Source organism: Flavobacterium sp. CF136 (genome assembly GCF_000282055.1).
In the GTDB taxonomy this organism is placed as follows: domain Bacteria; phylum Bacteroidota; class Bacteroidia; order Flavobacteriales; family Flavobacteriaceae; genus Flavobacterium.
Genome location: NZ_AKJZ01000111.1, coordinates 1 through 17,967, shown reverse-complemented (window position 1 = coordinate 17,967; position 17,967 = coordinate 1). Strand labels below are relative to the sequence as shown.

Below are 17,967 nucleotides of genomic sequence, written 5' to 3'. Positions count from 1 at the left end.
TTAGAAACTGAAAACTGTGACTGAGACTAAAAACTTTCTAAATCTTCGTAAAAACCAATCCAACAGGCGAACACAATTTGATTCTTTTTCCAGTATCTGTAAGCTTTCCTGTAGTTTTATCTCTTTTAAAAACAACGATATCATTCGTATATTGATGTCCCGTTAAAAGGTAATTTCCTGACGGATCTATAGCAAAATCCCTTGGTCCTTTTCCTGAAGTATTTACTTGTTCCACCAATTCCAGGCTTCCGTTTTTAAGAATTTTATACACTGAAATCGAGTTTACATCACCCCGGTCAGAAACATATAAAAATTTACCATCAGGCGAAATTTTTATAGCTGCTGAACTATTTGCTCCTTTAAATCCTTTGGGAATAATATTGATTTCATTCAAAAGTTTTAGACTTCCAGTTTTATCGTAAGCGAAAGTAGTCAGTGTTCCGTCTAATTCCTGCAGCAAATACACAAATTTTCCATCTTTGCTAAAAGTTAAATGTCTTGGTCCGCTTCCTTTTTTAACATCAACACTTCCTTTTAATGATAAAACTTCATGTGCTGCACCTGGATTATATTTATAAATAAAAACTTTATCCAAGCCTAAATCATTAGCTAAAACAAACTTTTTATCGGGAGAAAAAGCTACCATGTGCACATGGGCTTTTTCCTGACGTGCTTCATTTGGTCCTTTACCTTCATGCTGAATTACCTGTTGTACTTCAGAAATACTTCCGTCAGTTTTTTTCTTAAAAACTACAATATTTCCACCCGAATAATTAGCAACGATAACATTTTTATCATCATTAATCAAATGACAGGGATCAGCTCCTAAAGCAGCATTTTTATTTATAAAATTTATTTTTCCTGTTTTAGAATCGAAACCAAAAGCGCTTACTGTACTTTGGGTTCCGTTTTCGTTCACGGCATAAATAAACTTATTATCTGCAGAAACTGACAAATAACTTGGACTCACAGCATTTTCTGAAGAATTTTTTAATTTAAAATCTCCGGAAGCGGCATCAAATTCGTAAACATAAATTCCGTTACTCTGACAAGTATTGGTATATGTTCCAACCAATAAGTTAAATTTATTCTGGGCTTTTGAAGTTGTAATTACCAAAGCTGAAAATAGTACCAGATATATTCTTTTCATATTTTTTTGTTTTATTTAATTAGCTAAAATACACATTAATATCTTTTTCATCATTACAAATAAAATTAGAAAACTTACATTTTTAGGATTATTTACCATATAAGTCATGTAAGTAATTATAAGCACAGCTTTAGCAAAACTAATTTAAATGAACTTATGTTACTTATATGGTTAAACAAAAAAAAATTGAAAACAAATTTGTATTTTTGACAGCGTCTTCACGAAAAATAAAACGTAGTGAAGTAAATCAAAGCCAGAATGCATTTTAAACAACCCGAAATTCTATACTTTCTGTTTTTATTGATTGTTCCAATTTTGGTTCATTTATTTCAATTACGACGTTTTAAAACCTCTTATTTCACGAATGTCCGCTTCTTAAAAGAACTTGCTGTTCAGACTCGTAAAAGCTCAAAAATTAAAAAGAGATTATTATTAGCAACACGTTTATTACTGCTTACCTGTATTATTTTGGCTTTTGCCCAGCCTTTTTTCGAAGCAAAAGACAGTAAAAATGCTGCAAATGAAATGTATATCGTTCTGGATAATTCATTTAGTATGCAGGCAAAAGGTAAAAAAGGCGAATTACTAAAACGTGCCGTTCAGGAATTATTGGAAAACACACCCGAAAGTGCTCAATTTTCATTACTTACCAATACCGAAAACTACTGGAATACAGATATTAAATCATCTAAAAGTGCTTTACAAAATTTAAGCTACAGCGCAACTCCGCTGGAACTTTCATCAATAATAGCAAAAATAAAAGCACATAAATCCGCACATAAAAAAGATATTGTAATTATTACCGATGCCGTTGGGTTGACTGAGAAAGATGTAAAAAACATTGATTCTGAAGAGAAACCTTATTTTATAATTCCTGAAGCTGAGCAAAAAAACAATGTTTCTATTGACAGCGTTTTCATCAATCAGACTTTAGAGAATTTTTACGAAATCAGTGTAAATTTATCTGCTTATGGTGAAGATTTTAAACCAATTTCGATGGCGCTTTATAATCAGAATAAGCTGATTGCCAAAACGATTATCAATTTTGATAACAAGAAAAAGAAAATCAATTTTACGATCCCAAAAGAAATTTTTCACGGATATGTAACTATTGAAGACAACGGTTTGACTTATGACAACAAGCTTTATTTCAGCATTTCGAAAACTAAAAAAACGAATGTAATCAGTATTGGTGATCCTGAAAAAAGTAATTTCTTATCAAGAATTTACACTCCGGCAGAATTCAATTTCAACAATTATTCTATCAGCAGTTTAGATTATAATAGTTTAGAAAAACAAAATACTATTATTTTAAATGAATTAGAGGAAATTCCACAGGCTTTGCAGACTACTTTAAAAATGTTTGTATCAAAAGGAGGAAATTTAGTAATCATTCCTTCTGAAAAAACTTCAGTTACAAACCTAAATTCGTTTTTAAATAATTTTGGAAAAATTCAGTTTAAAAATCTTCAGAATACAAGCAAACTAATTACCAAAATCAACTTTGATCATCCTTTGTTTTCCGGCGTTTTTGAAAATAAAATAAGTAATTTCCAATATCCAAAAACAGCCAAATCATTTGATATAACGAGTCCATATCCAGCCGTTTTATCCTATGAAGATCAAAGTGTATTTTTGACAATGGTTCAAAATCCGGTTTCTGGGGTTTCTGTTTTTTCAGCACCTATTAACACTGTGAATTCAAACTTTCAGCAATCGCCGTTAATTGTTCCTCTTTTTTATAAAATGGGTCAGAACAATCAGAAAACTGGAGTTAATGCATTGACGATTGGCAATAATCAGCCTTATTTCACAGATGTTTTGTTAACGAAAGATGCAATTTTAGAAGTAAAAGGAAATGACGATTCTTTTATTCCAATTCAGCAAATCCTGAATAATAAAGTAAAATTAGTCTTTAATGATTTTCCTGAAACAGCCGGAAATTATAGTGTTTTCGATAAAAAAAATTGGGTAGAAAACCTGAGCTTCAATTACAAACGAAGCGAAAGTGATTTAAGTCAGATAAATACAAATGTAGTTTCAGGTTTTAAAACCGCCGATACTATTTCAACTATTTTTAACACGTTACAAACAGAGCGAACTGACAGTCAAATTTGGAAATGGTTTGTTATCTTTGCACTGTTATTTTTAGCTTTAGAAATGGCAATCATCAAATTTGTGAAGTAAAATCAAAGTTCTATATAAATTAAACACATAGAAACATAGATATTTAAAGCTTAAAAAAGGCGTTTCACTTTTTTGAAATTCACATAGCTATGTGTAAATGATATATCATTTATTTTTTGCCTTAACACAAAAAAGAAAAATCTATGTTTCTATATGTTTAAAAATTACGATTCCAATTTAAAATAAATTTATCTACATATGAAAATAATCATCAGAAGCGCCAAAATTATCGATTCAAAAAGTCCGTTTCATAACAAGACTGCTGATCTTTTAATTGCAGATGGTATTATAGAAAAAATAGGAACTTCAATTCTCGATATCGATGATACAATCGAAGTAAAGTTTGATAATCTTCATCTTTCACAAGGTTGGTTTGACAGCAGTGTTTCTTTTGGAGAGCCGGGTTACGAAGACAGGGAAACCATCGCAAACGGATTGAATGTCGCTGCAAAAAGTGGTTTTACAGGTGTTGCTTTACAACCAAACTCCTTCCCTGTTATTGACAATCAATCGCAAATCAATTTTGTAAAAAACAAAGCAAATGGTTTTGCAACAGAACTTTTCCCTATCGGAGCTTTGACTAAATCAAGCGAAGGAAAGGATATGGCAGAATTATTTGACATGAAAAAATCCGGTGCTGTAGCTTTTGGAGATTATAATAAAAGCCTTGACAATGCCAATCTGCTTAAAATTGCTTTGCAATATGTACAGGATTTTGATGGCTTGGTTATTTCTTATTCGCAAGATGCCAATATAAAAGGAAATGGTGTTGTAAACGAAGGAATTGTTTCTACCAGATTAGGCCTGAAAGGAATTCCAAACTTAGCCGAAGAATTGCAAATTTCAAGAAATCTGTTTTTACTAGAATATACAGGAGGTAAACTTCATATTCCGACAATTTCTACGGCAAAGTCTGCTGCTATGATTAAGGAAGCAAAAGCTAAAGGCCTGAATGTGACTTGCAGTGTTGCTGTTCATCACTTAGTTTTAAATGATGAAAAGCTGGAAGGTTTTGATACCCGCTATAAAGTAACACCACCATTAAGAACTGAAACCGACAGAATTGCTCTTGTAAAAGCTGTTCTTGACGGAACAATCGACATGATTACTTCTGATCATAATCCGATTGACATTGAATTCAAAAAAATGGAATTTGATACCGCTAAAAACGGCACAATTGGACTTGAAAGTGCTTTTGGAGCTTTATTGACTGTTTTACCTTTAGAAACCATAATTGAAAAGCTAACACTTGGAAAAGCAGTTTTCGGAATTAAAAATAACTCAATCGCTGAAGGTTCTAAGGCTAATTTTACTCTTTTTACACCAGAAGGAAAATCAACTTTTACAAAAGAAAACATTCTTTCAAAATCTAAAAATTCTGCATTTTTAGGAACCGAAATTAAAGGTTCTGTCTATGGAATTTTAAATCAAAATCAACTTGTTAACACAAAATAATTACAATGAATAATTCGATCGAAGAGGGAAAAACTGCCGCAATTACGAGCTATATTTTAATCGTTGGTGTATTAATTGCCATGTCTATGAACTCTGAAAACAAAAATAGTTTTGCTTCTTTCCATATTCGTCAGGCTTTGGGATTATCGCTGGCTTTCATTTCATTTGGGGCTATTATAAGCAACTTTGACAGCTTTTTTATCACTTTCCCCATGTGGATTTGTATTTCTGTTTTATGGGCTTATGGAATTTTTAGCGCCATACAAGGTCATACAAGACCAATTCCTTTAGTTGGAGAATTATTTCAAAAATGGTTTAAATCTATAGGATAAAATTTCAATAGTAATAGCAATGTCAAAATTCAATTGATACTGAACGAAGACTTAAATAACTTACAACAAAAAATGAATTTATCATTAGAATATAACATAAGAGAACCTAAAATTATCTTAGACAAGAATCCTGTTTTACTTTTATTACACGGTTATGGCAGTAACGAAGCCGATTTGTTTTCGTTTGCAACTGAACTTCCTGATAACTATTATATCATTTCAGCAAGAGCTCCTTACGATTTGCAATACGGCGCATATGCCTGGTACGCTATTAATTTTGATGCTGACCAAAACAAATTTTCAGATAACGAACAAGCTAAAACTTCACGTGATTTAATTGCTAAATTTATTGATGAATTGGTTGTAAATTACCCGATTGATGCAAACAATGTTACTTTAATAGGTTTTAGCCAAGGTTCTATTTTGAGTTATGCTGCAGCACTTTCTTATCCTGAAAAAATTCAGAGAGTGGTTGCGATGAGTGGCTATTTTAATAAAGAAATCATCAAAGAAGGTTACGAAAAAAACGATTTTAAAAACCTTAAAATATTCGCATCACACGGAACTGTAGATCAGGTTATTCCGATTGACTGGGCTAGAAAAACGCCGGAAATTTTAGAAAAACTTAATATTCCTGCAGTCTATAAAGAATATCCTGTTGGTCATGGTGTGGCTCCTCAGAATTTCTTTGATTTTAAGAATTGGTTACTTAATTAGTATTCGGTTCAGTCTCAGTTTTCAGTTTTTTTTAGCGACTGAAAAACCGAGGCTGAAACTAAATTACTTCTGATACAACAACGACTGATTCACTTCAAAATCAATCGATTCGTCATCGTTAACAAAGTATTTCAATAATACTTCTCCCCATAATTCACCATTGCTATAATCTGCAATAATCCATCTGTGGTTAAGGATTTTTATTTTATTTATTATAAATTTTTTATCTCCAATTTTATCTTGTCCTGTATAAGGATTCCCATTGGGATTTGAATTTAAGTCAAGTAATTTTTCGGTCACAACCGGAATCAGTTTTTCGTATTGAATAAATTTTCCTCCGGAAGCACTGTTATCAAAATAGTTTTGTGCATTTTCATTATTTTCCAAAGAAAAATAATTTGATTCTGCCAATTTTGTTGAAACTAAACTTATGCTGTCTCTCAGTTTTTTAGTTGTTTTATCATATCGCTCCTCTCCGAATTTTACTTCCCTGCTGTAAAACATATAGGTAAAAATATTCATTAATATCGCAAGGATAAAAAGATAAAGCATTAAGGATTTTTTCATTTTGTAATATAATTAAATGGTAATTTCTAAATTATCGTAAGCCAGAAAAACGTTTTTCGGAAGCTGTTTTTGTACTTCTTCATGAAATCCTAAAACGTGGCTGATATGTGTTAAATAGGCTACTTCCGGCTGAATCAAATTTATAAAATCCAGCGCTTCCTGCAAATTAAAATGTGTATCATGAGGTTCAACACGTAAAGCATTCACAACCAAAACCTTTAGGTTTTTTAGTTTTTCAATTTCTGTATTTTCAATAGTTTTTACATCGGTCAGATAGGCGAAATCATCTATACGATAACCAAAAACCTGCAAATCACCATGCATTACATTGACAGGAATTGCTGTTTTGTCTCCAATTGCAAAAGGTTTGTTATTGATTACTTCAATAGTTTTTACGCTTGGTGCACCCGGATATTTATTAACCGTTTCAAAAACATAATCAAAGCGGCTTTTGAGATTATCAATCACACGCTGATGTGCATAAACAGGTATTTCGCCCTGTCTGAAATTAAACGGACGAATATCATCTAAACCGGCTGTGTGATCGGCATGTTCATGTGTAAACAAAATCGCATCGAGCTTTCTGCACCCGCAAGACAGCATTTGCTGCCTGAAATCAGGACCGCAATCTATGACATACGAATGCTCGTCCCACGTAATCCAGATGGATACACGAAGCCTTTTATCCTTAACATCAGTGCTTTTACAAACAGGATGGTCAACCCCTATAATCGGGATGCCTTGAGAAGTACCGGTACCTAAAAAATAGATCTTCAATTGAACTTGATTTTTTTACAAAAATAGGGATTATTTCTCTTTCATTAGAAACCTAATTTGCTAACTTTGTAACAAATCTATTTAAAATAAAATGGGTACAGAAATAAAACTCAAAGGTGACAAGGTCATCGCTCAGATTCCTTCTATAAAAGACAAAGCCCTACGCATTAATTTAAACGAGAATATTTACGGAACTTTTGCCGAAATCGGTGCCGGACAAGAAACTGTCAGACATTTTTTCAGATCCGGAGGTTCATCGGGAACAATTGCAAAAGCGATGTCTGCTTATGACAAAGATTTTAGTGATGCTGTTTACGGAATTGAAGGCGATGGACGTTATGTTACTGAAAACCGACTCAAAAAAATGCTAACCTTTGAAGGGGAACTTATTGAGGAACGTTTAAGCAGAGAAAAACACCCAAATAAACTTTTTTTCAGTTATGCCAATACTGTTGCAACTATAGATTTTGCAAAACAATTTAAAGGTCATGGCTGGGTTGGAATCCGATACCAGATAGAGCCTGATGAGGCTTATAACGAAATCATCCTGCACATTCGTTTTAAAGAAACTGATGCCCGATTACAGCAGGAAACGCTGGGAATTTTAGGGGTAAACCTGATTTACGGTGCTTTTTACAAATACAATGATCCAAAACGATTACTTCGTTACTTATATGATCACTTAGATAAAGACCAACTCGAAATTGACACTATCAACTTTTCAGGCCCACGTTTTGCAGATGTTGATAATCGATTAATGAGTTTACAATTGGTTAAAAACGGAATGACTGATGCCGTAATGTTTAATCCTGAAGGAAAAAACATTTTGCCGGCAGCCATTTTATATAAAAAGAACCTTCTTGCTTTAAGAGGAAGTTTTCGTCCGGTTACGAAGGTAAACATGGATATGTATGAGAAGTCATTAAAAATGTTTCTCGAAGAAAACAAAGTTGAAAAAGATAATACCTTGGTCGTTTTCGAAATTACACTTTCAAATTTACGCTCAGATGGTGAAATCGATGAACGTGATTTTATGGACAGGGCCGAATTGCTTTGTTCTTTGGGACAAACCGTAATGATTTCGAATTTTCAGGAATATTATAAAGTAGTTGAATATTTTGCTAATTATACCAAAGCCAGAATGGGATTAGCAATGGGTGTAAACAATTTGGTTGATATTTTTGATGAGAAATACTACCGTCATTTAAGTGGTGGGATTCTTGAAGCGTTTGGAAAATTATTCTACCGTGACATGAAAGTTTTCTTATATCCAATGTTGGATGAAAATGGAGTTTTAATGAATTCTGGCAACTTAAAAGTACATCCTAGAATGAAAGAGTTGTATAAATTCTTTAAATTCAATGGAAAAGTAGTTGATATTGCTGATTATGATCCGCATAATTTAGAAGTCTTCTCCCGCGAAGTTTTAAAAATGATTGGTCAGGGAAAATCTGGCTGGGAACATATGTTACCGGCAGGTATTCCGGAAATTATAAAAGAACATCACCTTTTTGGTTATCATCCACAAAAGGAATTAGAACAGAATTAACCCAAATTTTATTAGTTTAAAATCATAAAAAGTCCAAAAAGGAATGATTCTTTTTTGGACTTTTATTTTACTTAATTACCTCATTTAATTGAAGACGCTTTTAATTATAATTTAATTTCATTACTTTTAATAAAAATTAATACCATGAAAATTATAGCCTTTGCAGGAAGCAACAGCCAACAATCTATCAATAAACATTTAGCAACTTACGCAGCAAGTTTATTCAAAAATGCAGAAGTTGAAGTTTTAGATTTAAATGATTTTGCAATGCCTTTGTTCAGTGTTGATCTTGAAAAAGAAGTTGGACAGCACGAACTTGCAAAAGCATTTCTTGCTAAACTTGCAAGCGCAGATATTTTAGTAGTTTCTTTAGCTGAAAATAACAATAACTATTCGACAGCATTTAAAAATGTATTCGATTGGTGTTCCCGAATTACCAAGGAAGTTTTTCAGCAAAAACCAATGTTGTTACTAGCGACTTCACCCGGCTCAAGAGGCGGTGCTTCAGTTTTAGAAATTGGACGTAATGCTTTGCCCAGATATGGTGCGCAAATAAAAGCCACCTTTTCATTGCCTGCTTTCAATGCGAATTTTGATTTAGAACAAAATAAAATCTCAAATATTGAGTTAGATAAAGAACTCAGAGATATTATTAAAGATAGTTTTTAATTTCATGAAAATAAAAAAACTCTTTCTTCTGTTCCTTTTTTTAAATGTAATTTTTCTACAATATACCCTTGCACAAAAAAATAGTGCTGTGGATAATATTGTTTTAAAATACCCGAAAAATTTTAGCAGTACTGAAGAATTAGCAAAGAGAATCGATACAGATTTCAATACCGATTATGACAAAGCAAGGGCCATTTACTGTTGGATTGCTTTTAATATAAAATATGATTTTGACGCTTTTTTAAATCCGCCAAAAACACAGCGTTTTTCTTATCGCAGTGAGGCTGAAAAGCAAAGAAAAATACAAGAGTTTAATAATGAAATACTTCAAAAGACATTCAAATCTCAAAAAGCGGTTTGTGAAGGTTTTACACTTCTTTATAGTCATTTAGCATCTTTGGTTGGTTTAAAATCCCAGATCATCCGTGGAGATTCTAAAACCAGACTGAGTGATATTGGGAGAAAAAATACTGAATCAAATCATGCCTGGAATATCGTTTTAATTGATGGAAAATGGAGATTAATAGATGTGACCTGGGGACAGGGATATTATAATGAAAACAAAGGAGCAATGATCAAAGAGTTTTCATCTATTTATTTCGATACTCCTCCGGCCTATTTCTTTGCTAAACATTTCCCTGATTCAGGAACTTTTCTTGGTGAAAAATTAAGTAAGGATGATTTTCTGAACGGACCTTTAATTTACAATAAACTAATCGAAAACGATTCTGAAATTACAGCACCGGACTCTGGTATTATTGAAGTTAAAAATGGCGACAAGGTTACTTTTAGAATTAAAAATATCTCAAAATCAGATCAGGTTTATTATTTGAATAAAAGGAACCAGCCTGTAAAAATTGAAAATCCAAAAGAAAAGAAAGGCGGCTTAGAATTCCAGGTAACCTTCAACAGAAATATCGGTCAGTTTATCACTTTTTATTTATACACTAACAGCATCGTTTCTTTTAAAGTTATTCAGAAATAAATATAGTATCAGACTGCTTGTAATTTTCTTATTCTATTGAATTGGCGTATCTTAGCATATCAGGAATTCGAAAAAAAAATAATACCACAAATAGTCATGGAAACAACATTTCCAAAATCAATTTTAGATAACGATTTCTATAAATTTACGATGCAGCATGCCGTAATAAAGCTTTTTCCAAAGGCAAAAGTTCGATATGCTTTTATCAATCGTGGTAAACATGTTTTTCCACCGGGTTTTGCTGATTTGCTTCGAAGATCGGTTGATGCTATGGCAGATTTACGATTAACAAAAGAAGAAAAACGTTACTTATCTCATCACTGTCATTATCTCGATCCCACCTATTTAGATTTTTTACAAGGATATAGTTTTGATCCCGCAGAAGTTGAAATCACACAGGAAGGATCGGAAATAAAAATAATTATTGAAGGTTTTTGGTATCGTACCATTTTATGGGAGGTTCCTTTGATGGCTTTGATTTCCGAACTTTTTTATAAAACAAATCATTTGATCCGATTAAATGATGAAGCTATTAAAACCCTTACCAAAAACAAGATAGATAATTATAATAAACTGGGTGCTTCTGTTTTGGAATTTGGAACAAGGCGCCGACATTCTTACGATGTACATGTTTTAGTAAATGAAACATTAAACAGTTTTGGTAATCAAAGTTTCATTGGGACAAGTAATGTACATTTTGCAATGGTCAATAATAAACGCCCGTTAGGCACACATGCACACGAATGGTTTATGTTTCATGCTGCACAATATGGTTTTAAAATGGCCAATTTAATGAGTCTTGAACATTGGACACAAGTTTACGAAGGAGATCTCGGAATTGCACTCACAGATACCTATACAACAGATATATTTTTCAATCAGTTTGATAAAAAATATTCCAAACTTTTTGATGGTGTTCGGCATGATAGCGGTGATCCTGTAGAATTTGCCCAAAAAGTAATTTCGCATTACACTAAAATGGGAATCGATCCAAAATCGAAAAGCATTGTTTTTTCGGATTCACTTAATTTTGATAAAGTAAAAACCATTGCTGATTTTTGTAAAGATAAAATCAGGATGTCTTTCGGAATCGGAACTAATTTCACCAATGATGTGGGTCTTCCATCTATGAATATGGTCATAAAATTAGTCGAAACCAAACCTGATAATATACATTGGCAAGGCGTTGTGAAACTTTCAGATGAAAAAAACAAAAGTACGGGAACACCCGAAATGATTGCTTTGGCAAAACAAGTACTTGGAATCAAATAGTATTTTTTTTGTTAGAATACTGATTTTTTATATTTTTAGCCTTTGTATTATTTTAAAACTAATTTAAATAGATTTGAAAAGCTATTTTTATTGATAACTTTAAAATAATACCCTTTCATTTTTTGCAGAGAAATGGTACATTAGCCAAAAATCCTAATTCATTTATGCCAGAGCAAAATCAATATAACGAAGATAATATTCGTTCACTCGATTGGAAAGAACATATTCGTATGCGTCCCGGAATGTATATCGGAAAATTAGGTGATGGATCTTCACCGGATGATGGTATTTATATTCTTTTAAAAGAGGTTTTAGACAACTGTATCGATGAGTTCGTTATGGGTGCCGGAAAAACTATTGAGGTGACGATCAAAGACAAAACAGTTTCAGTTCGTGATTACGGACGCGGAATTCCGTTAGGAAAAGTTGTCGATGTTGTTTCGAAAATGAACACAGGTGGAAAGTACGATTCTAAAGCTTTCCAGAAATCAGTTGGTTTAAACGGTGTCGGAACAAAAGCCGTGAATGCTTTGTCGGACTATTTTCGTGTAGAATCTGTTCGTGATGATAAACAAAAAGCAGCGGAATTTTCAGGAGGAAACCTGGTTCAAGAAGAAGATATAATTGATACTACAAAACGAAAAGGAACAAAAGTAACTTTTACGCCAGACGAAACGATTTTCAAAAACTACAAATTCCGTTTAGAATATGTGATCAAAATGGTCAAAAACTATTGTTATCTAAACAATGGTTTGACGATTATTTTTAATGGAGAAAAATATATTTCTGAGAATGGTCTTAGAGATTTATTAGAAGAAACCATCAGCGAAGAAGATTTAGAATATCCAATCATCCATTTGAAAGATCATGATATCGAAATCGCCTTAACGCACAGTAAAACACAATACAGCGAAGAATACCACTCTTTTGTCAATGGTCAGAATACTACACAGGGAGGAACGCACTTAGCAGCTTACAGAGAAGCAATTGTAAAAACCATTCGTGAGTTTTACAACAAAAACTTCGAAGCATCTGATGTTCGTAAATCGATTGTGAGTGCTATTAGTATCAAGGTAATGGAACCTGTTTTTGAATCTCAGACCAAAACCAAATTAGGTTCAATGGATATGGGTTCTGATGACGGAACACCTGCAGTATCGGTTCGTACTTTTATAAATGATTTTATAAAGAACAAATTAGACAATTATTTACATAAAAATACTCCGACAGCAGAAGCTTTATTACGTAAAATTCTGCAAGCGGAACGTGAGCGTAAAGAATTATCCGGAATTAGAAAATTGGCCACAGATCGTGCTAAGAAAGCCAATCTTCACAATAAAAAATTAAGGGACTGCCGTGCACATCTTCCGGACACAAAAAACCCAAGAAATTTAGAAAGCACTCTTTTCATTACTGAGGGAGATTCAGCTTCCGGATCGATTACCAAATCACGTGATGTAAATACACAAGCAGTTTTCAGTTTACGTGGTAAGCCTCTGAACTCCTACGGAATGAGCAAAAAAATTGTGTATGAAAATGAAGAATTCAATTTACTGCAGGCTGCTTTGGATATTGAAGACGGTCTGGAAAAATTGCGTTACAACAATATCGTAATCGCCACCGATGCCGATGTCGACGGAATGCACATTCGCTTGCTTTTGATTACTTTTTTCCTGCAATTTTTTCCTGAATTAATCAAAGAAGGACATTTGTACATTTTACAGACACCGCTTTTCAGGGTTCGAAACAAAAAAGAAACTATTTATTGTTATTCTGAAGAAGAAAGAAAAGATGCCATAGAAAAATTAAAACCAAAACCCGAAATCACACGATTTAAAGGTTTGGGAGAGATTTCGCCTGATGAGTTCAAAAATTTCATTGGAGATACAATTCGACTTGACCCAATTATGATGGACAAACATACTTCGATTGAGCAATTATTGTCTTTTTATATGGGAAAAAATACTCCTGACCGACAAGAATTTATTATCAAGAATTTGAAGGTGGAATTGGATACGATTGAGGATGCTTGATAAAAATTAAAAAAATAGATGATTTTAATTAAATGTGTTCTGATTTAAAAATAATTAATATAAATATTCAAAAAATTACAATGGTAAAAAAAATACTGCTTTTATTTTTATTTTGCACAATATTAGTATCTTGCTCTTCCAATGATAGTAGTGACGAAGATATTAAGACGGATGATCCAACTAATATTGAGAATAAGGAAACAACCGTTGCTTCTGTAAGTCCAGTTATTGCAAAAAGAAACTCACTTATTACTATAACGGGCACTAATTTTGGAACAAATGTATCAGATATTAGTATTTTTTTTGGAGAAATAAAGGCTTCTGTCCAATCGGTTAAGGAAAATGAGATCACAGTTCTTGTACCCAATAAAGTTACAGATCCAACCATAAGAATTGTTAAGAATAATAACGAATTTAAATTAACTAATTTTGATTATATTCCAACAGTGACCTTTAGTTATGTCCGTAAAGATGAAAAGATATATGCTAATACTCAATTATTTCCAGGTATGATCACCATTGATAAATTAGGAAATATATATTTTACAGGTGGAATTGATAAAATTGATTCAGGTGGAAAATATTATCCTGAATTTTTAAATGGTGTTCTTGACACTGCAAATGCAATTGCAACAGACAGCAACAATAATATTTATGTAATTGATGTCAATGGATATATATATAAATTTACACCTTCAGGAGTATTAACCAGACCTCGTAACAATGAAGGAGCTTTGATAAGAGTTGGTGCTGCTTCAGGAATGTGTCTTGATAGTAAGAATAATTTATATATTTCTGAGGATGCTACTAGTAAAATTATGAAACTAACACCAACAGGAATACTAACTATATTTGCAGGTGCTAATGGAACTGGGTTTCAAAACGGAAATATTAAAGAAGCAAAATTTAGTAAACCAAGTGGGATTGTTTTTGATAAAATGGACAATTTATATGTAGTAGATCGCTATAATAACAGAATTAGAAAAATAGCTGTAGATGGTACTGTTAGTACAGTTGCAGGGTCAGGTATACGTGGAAATAAGGATGGAATAACTTCTGAGGCAACTTTTAACTTTCCACAAGAAATAACAATTGATAAATATAATAATCTATATATAGTAGAACCGGATAATAATAGAATAAGAATGATCACATCTAAAGGTAATGTTATAACTATAAATTTTAATGAATTTTATAAGCCAGGAAGTATCGCTATGAATATAGATGGAAGAACTCTTTTTGTCAGTGATTGGATAGAAGGAGACTTGAGAAAAATGATTTTAGAATAATTTTTTAAAGAATAATTAAAACTAAAATTAATTATTTGATTTAATCATTCTTGTGATTGACTGAATTGTAAAAAATAAGAAAGACAAAAAAGTATAATTTCAGAAAGGAGAATAATTAAGAATAAAATTTCAATAAGGAATTTACATCAAAAAATGATTTTATTCTAAGAATCACAAAACATTTGAAAATATTAATACAGAATCAATAATTTCGGAATCAATAAATGAAAGACGAAGAAGACGACAACATAATTCCAAACGACGAAGAAAATAATTCTGACGAAAGCCAATTTGATGATAATCAAGAAGGAAATGATGATGAAATTATCGATGTAGATGCCAAGCATTTTGAAGGGCAGCATTTTTACGAAAATCAGGAAGAAGAAGGCGAAGATGTAATTACGAAAGTAACCGGTATGTACAAAGACTGGTTTCTGGATTATGCTTCATACGTAATTCTGGAACGTGCAGTTCCGGCTATTGAGGATGGTTTTAAACCCGTTCAGCGTCGTATTATGCACTCTTTGAAAGAACTTGATGACGGTCGTTATAATAAAGTTGCGAATGTTGTTGGTCACACGATGCAGTATCACCCTCACGGAGATGCAAGTATTGGGGATGCGATGGTGCAAATTGGCCAGAAAGATTTATTGATTGACTGTCAGGGAAACTGGGGAAATATTTTAACAGGCGATGGAGCTGCAGCCTCTCGTTATATTGAGGCGCGTTTGTCTAAATTTGCTTTGGAGGTTTTATATTCTCCAAAAATTACCGATTGGGGTGTTTCGTATGATGGCCGTCGTGCTGAACCAAATAATCTTCCGGTAAAGTTTCCGTTACTTTTGGCACAGGGAGCTGAAGGTATTGCAGTTGGTCTTTCTACCAAAGTTCTTCCTCACAACTTCAATGAGTTAATTGATGCTTCTATCAAGATTTTAAAAGGAAAAGCATTTACCTTATATCCTGATTTCATGACACAGGGTATTGCCGATGTATCCAATTATAATGACGGATTACGTGGCGGACGTGTTCGTGTACGTGCGAAGATTGCCCAATTAGACAAAAATACTTTGGTGATTACGCAGATTCCGTTTTCGACAAATACAACGACTTTGATCGACAGTATTTTGAAGGCCAATGAGAAAGGCAAAATCAAAATCAAGAAAATTGAAGACAATACTGCCGCTGAAGTCGAGATTTTAATTCATCTTTTTCCGGGCGTTTCACCAGACAAAACAATTGATGCTTTGTTTGCTTTCACTGCTTGTGAGACTTCTGTAGCACCTTTGGGATGTGTTATTGAAGACAACAAACCATTGTTTATAGGAGTTTCTGAAATGTTGAAAATTTCGACTAACAGAACAGTTGATTTACTTCGTCAGGAATTAGAAATTCATTTAGAGGAACTAAAAAATAAGTGGCATTTTTCTACTTTAGAGAAAATCTTCATTCGTGAAGAAATGTATATTGATTTCAAGTTGTATTCTGACAGGGAATCTCTTTACAAATATTTATATGATCGTTTTGAGCCTTTCAAAAAATCATTTGTCAGAGATATTACTGATGATGATTTACAGCGATTGACTCAAATTCCGATGATTCGTATTACCCGTTTTGACTCTGATAAAGCCGATGATTTTATCGCCAAGTTAGAAGATGAAATGAAAGAAGTCGAGTTTAACTTAGCGAATCTGACAGATTTTGCAATTGCATATTTCACCAAGTTAAAGGAGAAATACGGAAAAGGCCGCGAGCGTCAGACAGAACTTCGTGTTTTTGACAATGTTGAGGCTACAAAAGTAGTTTTAAGAAATACAAAACTATACGTAAATCGTGAAGAAGGTTTCGTTGGAACCAGTCTGAAAAAAGACGAATATCTTACGGATTGCTCTGATATTGACGATGTAATTGTGTTTTTACGCGATGGTAAAATGATAATTACAAAAGTTGATGCCAAAACATTTGTGGGTAAAGATATTATTCACGTTGCTATTTTTGACAAGAGCGATAAACGAACGATTTACAATATGATTTACCGCGACGGAAAATCAGGGCCTTCATACATTAAACGTTTCAATGTTACAGGTGTAACGCGTGACAAACCTTATGATTTGACCAATGAAACGGCTGGCTCACAAGTAGTTTATTTTTCGCATAATCCAAACGGAGAAGCGGAAGTTATTACTATTTTATTACGTCAGGTTGGAACTATAAAGAAATTGAAATTCGATATTGATTTTGCCAATTTAGCCATTAAAGGACGTGCTTCAAAAGGAAATCTGGTAACGAAATATCCAATCAAGAAAATTGAATTAAAAGAAAAAGGAATTTCTACTTTATTGCCAAGAAAAGTTTGGTTTGATGATACGGTAAAACGTTTAAATGTAGATGCCAGAGGAGAATTACTGGGTGAATTTAAGCCAAGTGATAAAATCCTAATCATTAATCAAAGCGGTAAATTAAAAGTTATTATTCCTGAATTATCGACTCATTTTGATGAAGACATGATTGTTCTGGAAAAATGGAATCCTAAAAAACCAATTTCGGCTATTTACTATGATGGAGAAAAGGAACGTTATTTCTTAAAGCGTTTCCTTGTTGAAAATGAAAATAAAGAGGAAAGTTTTATTACCGAGCACCCTAATTCGCAATTAGAAATTGTATCGACGGATTATCGTCCGGTTGCTCAATTGGTTTTTGCAAAAGTAAAAGGAGTTCAGAAAGAAGATTTACATATTGATGTCGAAGATTTTATTGCCGTAAAAGGCTTTAAAGCTATCGGAAACCAGCTCACAACGGATAAATTAAAACAAGTTAATTTGTTAGATCCTTTACCTTATGAGGAGCCTGTTGAAGAAATACCGGAAAAACCAGAATTATCAGATGATGAATCTGTTGAAACGGAACTGGACGATGATGGACAAATAGGTTTGGTTTTAGAATAAGATGATCTCTTGCAAATCAATGTCATCTGAGTCCATTCGG

At 32.9% G+C, this 17,967-nt stretch carries 14 protein-coding genes; 11 read left to right on the top strand and 3 right to left on the bottom strand.

Features of this window, described 5'->3' with window-relative positions:
- Positions 1 to 37: 37 nt before the first annotated feature.
- Positions 38 to 1,150 (bottom strand): lactonase family protein, encoded by a 1,113-nt coding sequence (locus tag PMI10_RS21365; protein ID WP_007811783.1) that lies wholly within the window; start codon positions 1,148 to 1,150, stop codon positions 38 to 40.
- A 258-nt stretch (positions 1,151 to 1,408) separates the two neighbouring features.
- Here PMI10_RS21365 and PMI10_RS21360 point away from each other — a divergent pair, with 258 nt between their 5' ends.
- The 4 genes from PMI10_RS21360 (at position 1,409) to PMI10_RS21345 (ending at position 5,841) form a co-directional block, all read left to right on the top strand.
- Positions 1,409 to 3,337, top strand: a complete 1,929-nt coding sequence (locus PMI10_RS21360; protein WP_007811781.1) for a vWA domain-containing protein — start codon at positions 1,409 to 1,411, stop codon at positions 3,335 to 3,337.
- Positions 3,338 to 3,535: 198 nt separating this feature from the next.
- Entirely contained in the window at positions 3,536 to 4,792 is a 1,257-nt protein-coding gene (locus tag PMI10_RS21355) for a dihydroorotase (RefSeq protein WP_007811779.1), read from the top strand.
- Positions 4,793 to 4,797: 5 nt separating this feature from the next.
- The gene (locus tag PMI10_RS21350) at positions 4,798 to 5,124 is read left to right on the top strand and encodes a hypothetical protein (RefSeq protein ID WP_007811777.1); all 327 of its coding nucleotides are present in this window, start codon (positions 4,798 to 4,800) and stop codon (positions 5,122 to 5,124) included.
- A 72-nt stretch (positions 5,125 to 5,196) separates the two neighbouring features.
- Entirely contained in the window at positions 5,197 to 5,841 is a 645-nt protein-coding gene (locus PMI10_RS21345; protein ID WP_035632583.1) for an alpha/beta hydrolase, read from the top strand.
- A 63-nt stretch (positions 5,842 to 5,904) separates the two neighbouring features.
- Here the strand turns inward: PMI10_RS21345 and PMI10_RS21340 are convergent, their stop codons facing one another.
- A complete protein-coding gene (locus PMI10_RS21340) occupies positions 5,905 to 6,408 on the bottom strand; it encodes a hypothetical protein (RefSeq protein WP_007811773.1) in 504 nt (167 codons plus the stop codon).
- Between the two features lie 12 nt (positions 6,409 to 6,420).
- Positions 6,421 to 7,185, bottom strand: a complete 765-nt coding sequence (locus tag PMI10_RS21335) for an MBL fold metallo-hydrolase (protein WP_007811772.1) — start codon at positions 7,183 to 7,185, stop codon at positions 6,421 to 6,423.
- 91 nt (positions 7,186 to 7,276) lie between these two features.
- On the opposite strand from PMI10_RS21335, the gene PMI10_RS21330 reads away from it, so the two are divergent.
- The 7 genes from PMI10_RS21330 (at position 7,277) to PMI10_RS21300 (ending at position 17,927) form a co-directional block, all read left to right on the top strand.
- Entirely contained in the window at positions 7,277 to 8,734 is a 1,458-nt protein-coding gene (locus PMI10_RS21330; RefSeq protein WP_007811770.1) for a TonB-dependent receptor, read from the top strand.
- A 144-nt stretch (positions 8,735 to 8,878) separates the two neighbouring features.
- Positions 8,879 to 9,403, top strand: coding sequence for an NADPH-dependent FMN reductase (locus PMI10_RS21325; RefSeq protein WP_007811768.1), 525 nt, complete (start codon positions 8,879 to 8,881; stop codon positions 9,401 to 9,403).
- Between the two features lie 88 nt (positions 9,404 to 9,491).
- Complete coding sequence (locus tag PMI10_RS21320) at positions 9,492 to 10,388, top strand: transglutaminase domain-containing protein (RefSeq protein ID WP_238539494.1); 897 nt, start codon at positions 9,492 to 9,494, stop codon at positions 10,386 to 10,388.
- Positions 10,389 to 10,484: 96 nt separating this feature from the next.
- Positions 10,485 to 11,660, top strand: a complete 1,176-nt coding sequence (gene pncB, locus PMI10_RS21315; RefSeq protein ID WP_007811762.1) for a nicotinate phosphoribosyltransferase — start codon at positions 10,485 to 10,487, stop codon at positions 11,658 to 11,660.
- Between the two features lie 164 nt (positions 11,661 to 11,824).
- A complete protein-coding gene (locus tag PMI10_RS21310; protein WP_007811758.1) occupies positions 11,825 to 13,693 on the top strand; it encodes a DNA topoisomerase IV subunit B in 1,869 nt (622 codons plus the stop codon).
- An 80-nt stretch (positions 13,694 to 13,773) separates the two neighbouring features.
- Positions 13,774 to 14,982: an IPT/TIG domain-containing protein gene (locus tag PMI10_RS21305; protein WP_162129573.1), complete on the top strand. Its 1,209-nt coding sequence runs from the start codon at positions 13,774 to 13,776 to the stop codon at positions 14,980 to 14,982.
- Between the two features lie 224 nt (positions 14,983 to 15,206).
- Positions 15,207 to 17,927: a DNA gyrase/topoisomerase IV subunit A gene (locus PMI10_RS21300; protein WP_007811753.1), complete on the top strand. Its 2,721-nt coding sequence runs from the start codon at positions 15,207 to 15,209 to the stop codon at positions 17,925 to 17,927.
- Positions 17,928 to 17,967 lie beyond the last annotated feature (40 nt).

What these genes read in the sequence shown, in the direction of transcription:
- PMI10_RS21330 (WP_007811770.1), top strand. Translation starts at nt 7,277, where the DNA reads ATGGGTACAGAAATAAAACTCAAAGGTGACAAGGTCATCGCTCAGATT.
- PMI10_RS21340 (WP_007811773.1), bottom strand. Translation starts at nt 6,408, where the DNA reads ATGAAAAAATCCTTAATGCTTTATCTTTTTATCCTTGCGATATTAATG.
- PMI10_RS21310 (WP_007811758.1), top strand. Translation starts at nt 11,825, where the DNA reads ATGCCAGAGCAAAATCAATATAACGAAGATAATATTCGTTCACTCGAT.
- PMI10_RS21325 (WP_007811768.1), top strand. Translation starts at nt 8,879, where the DNA reads ATGAAAATTATAGCCTTTGCAGGAAGCAACAGCCAACAATCTATCAAT.
- PMI10_RS21365 (WP_007811783.1), bottom strand. Translation starts at nt 1,150, where the DNA reads ATGAAAAGAATATATCTGGTACTATTTTCAGCTTTGGTAATTACAACT.
- PMI10_RS21300 (WP_007811753.1), top strand. Translation starts at nt 15,207, where the DNA reads ATGAAAGACGAAGAAGACGACAACATAATTCCAAACGACGAAGAAAAT.
- PMI10_RS21345 (WP_035632583.1), top strand. Translation starts at nt 5,197, where the DNA reads ATGAATTTATCATTAGAATATAACATAAGAGAACCTAAAATTATCTTA.
- PMI10_RS21305 (WP_162129573.1), top strand. Translation starts at nt 13,774, where the DNA reads ATGGTAAAAAAAATACTGCTTTTATTTTTATTTTGCACAATATTAGTA.
- PMI10_RS21360 (WP_007811781.1), top strand. Translation starts at nt 1,409, where the DNA reads ATGCATTTTAAACAACCCGAAATTCTATACTTTCTGTTTTTATTGATT.
- PMI10_RS21350 (WP_007811777.1), top strand. Translation starts at nt 4,798, where the DNA reads ATGAATAATTCGATCGAAGAGGGAAAAACTGCCGCAATTACGAGCTAT.
- pncB (WP_007811762.1), top strand. Translation starts at nt 10,485, where the DNA reads ATGGAAACAACATTTCCAAAATCAATTTTAGATAACGATTTCTATAAA.
- PMI10_RS21355 (WP_007811779.1), top strand. Translation starts at nt 3,536, where the DNA reads ATGAAAATAATCATCAGAAGCGCCAAAATTATCGATTCAAAAAGTCCG.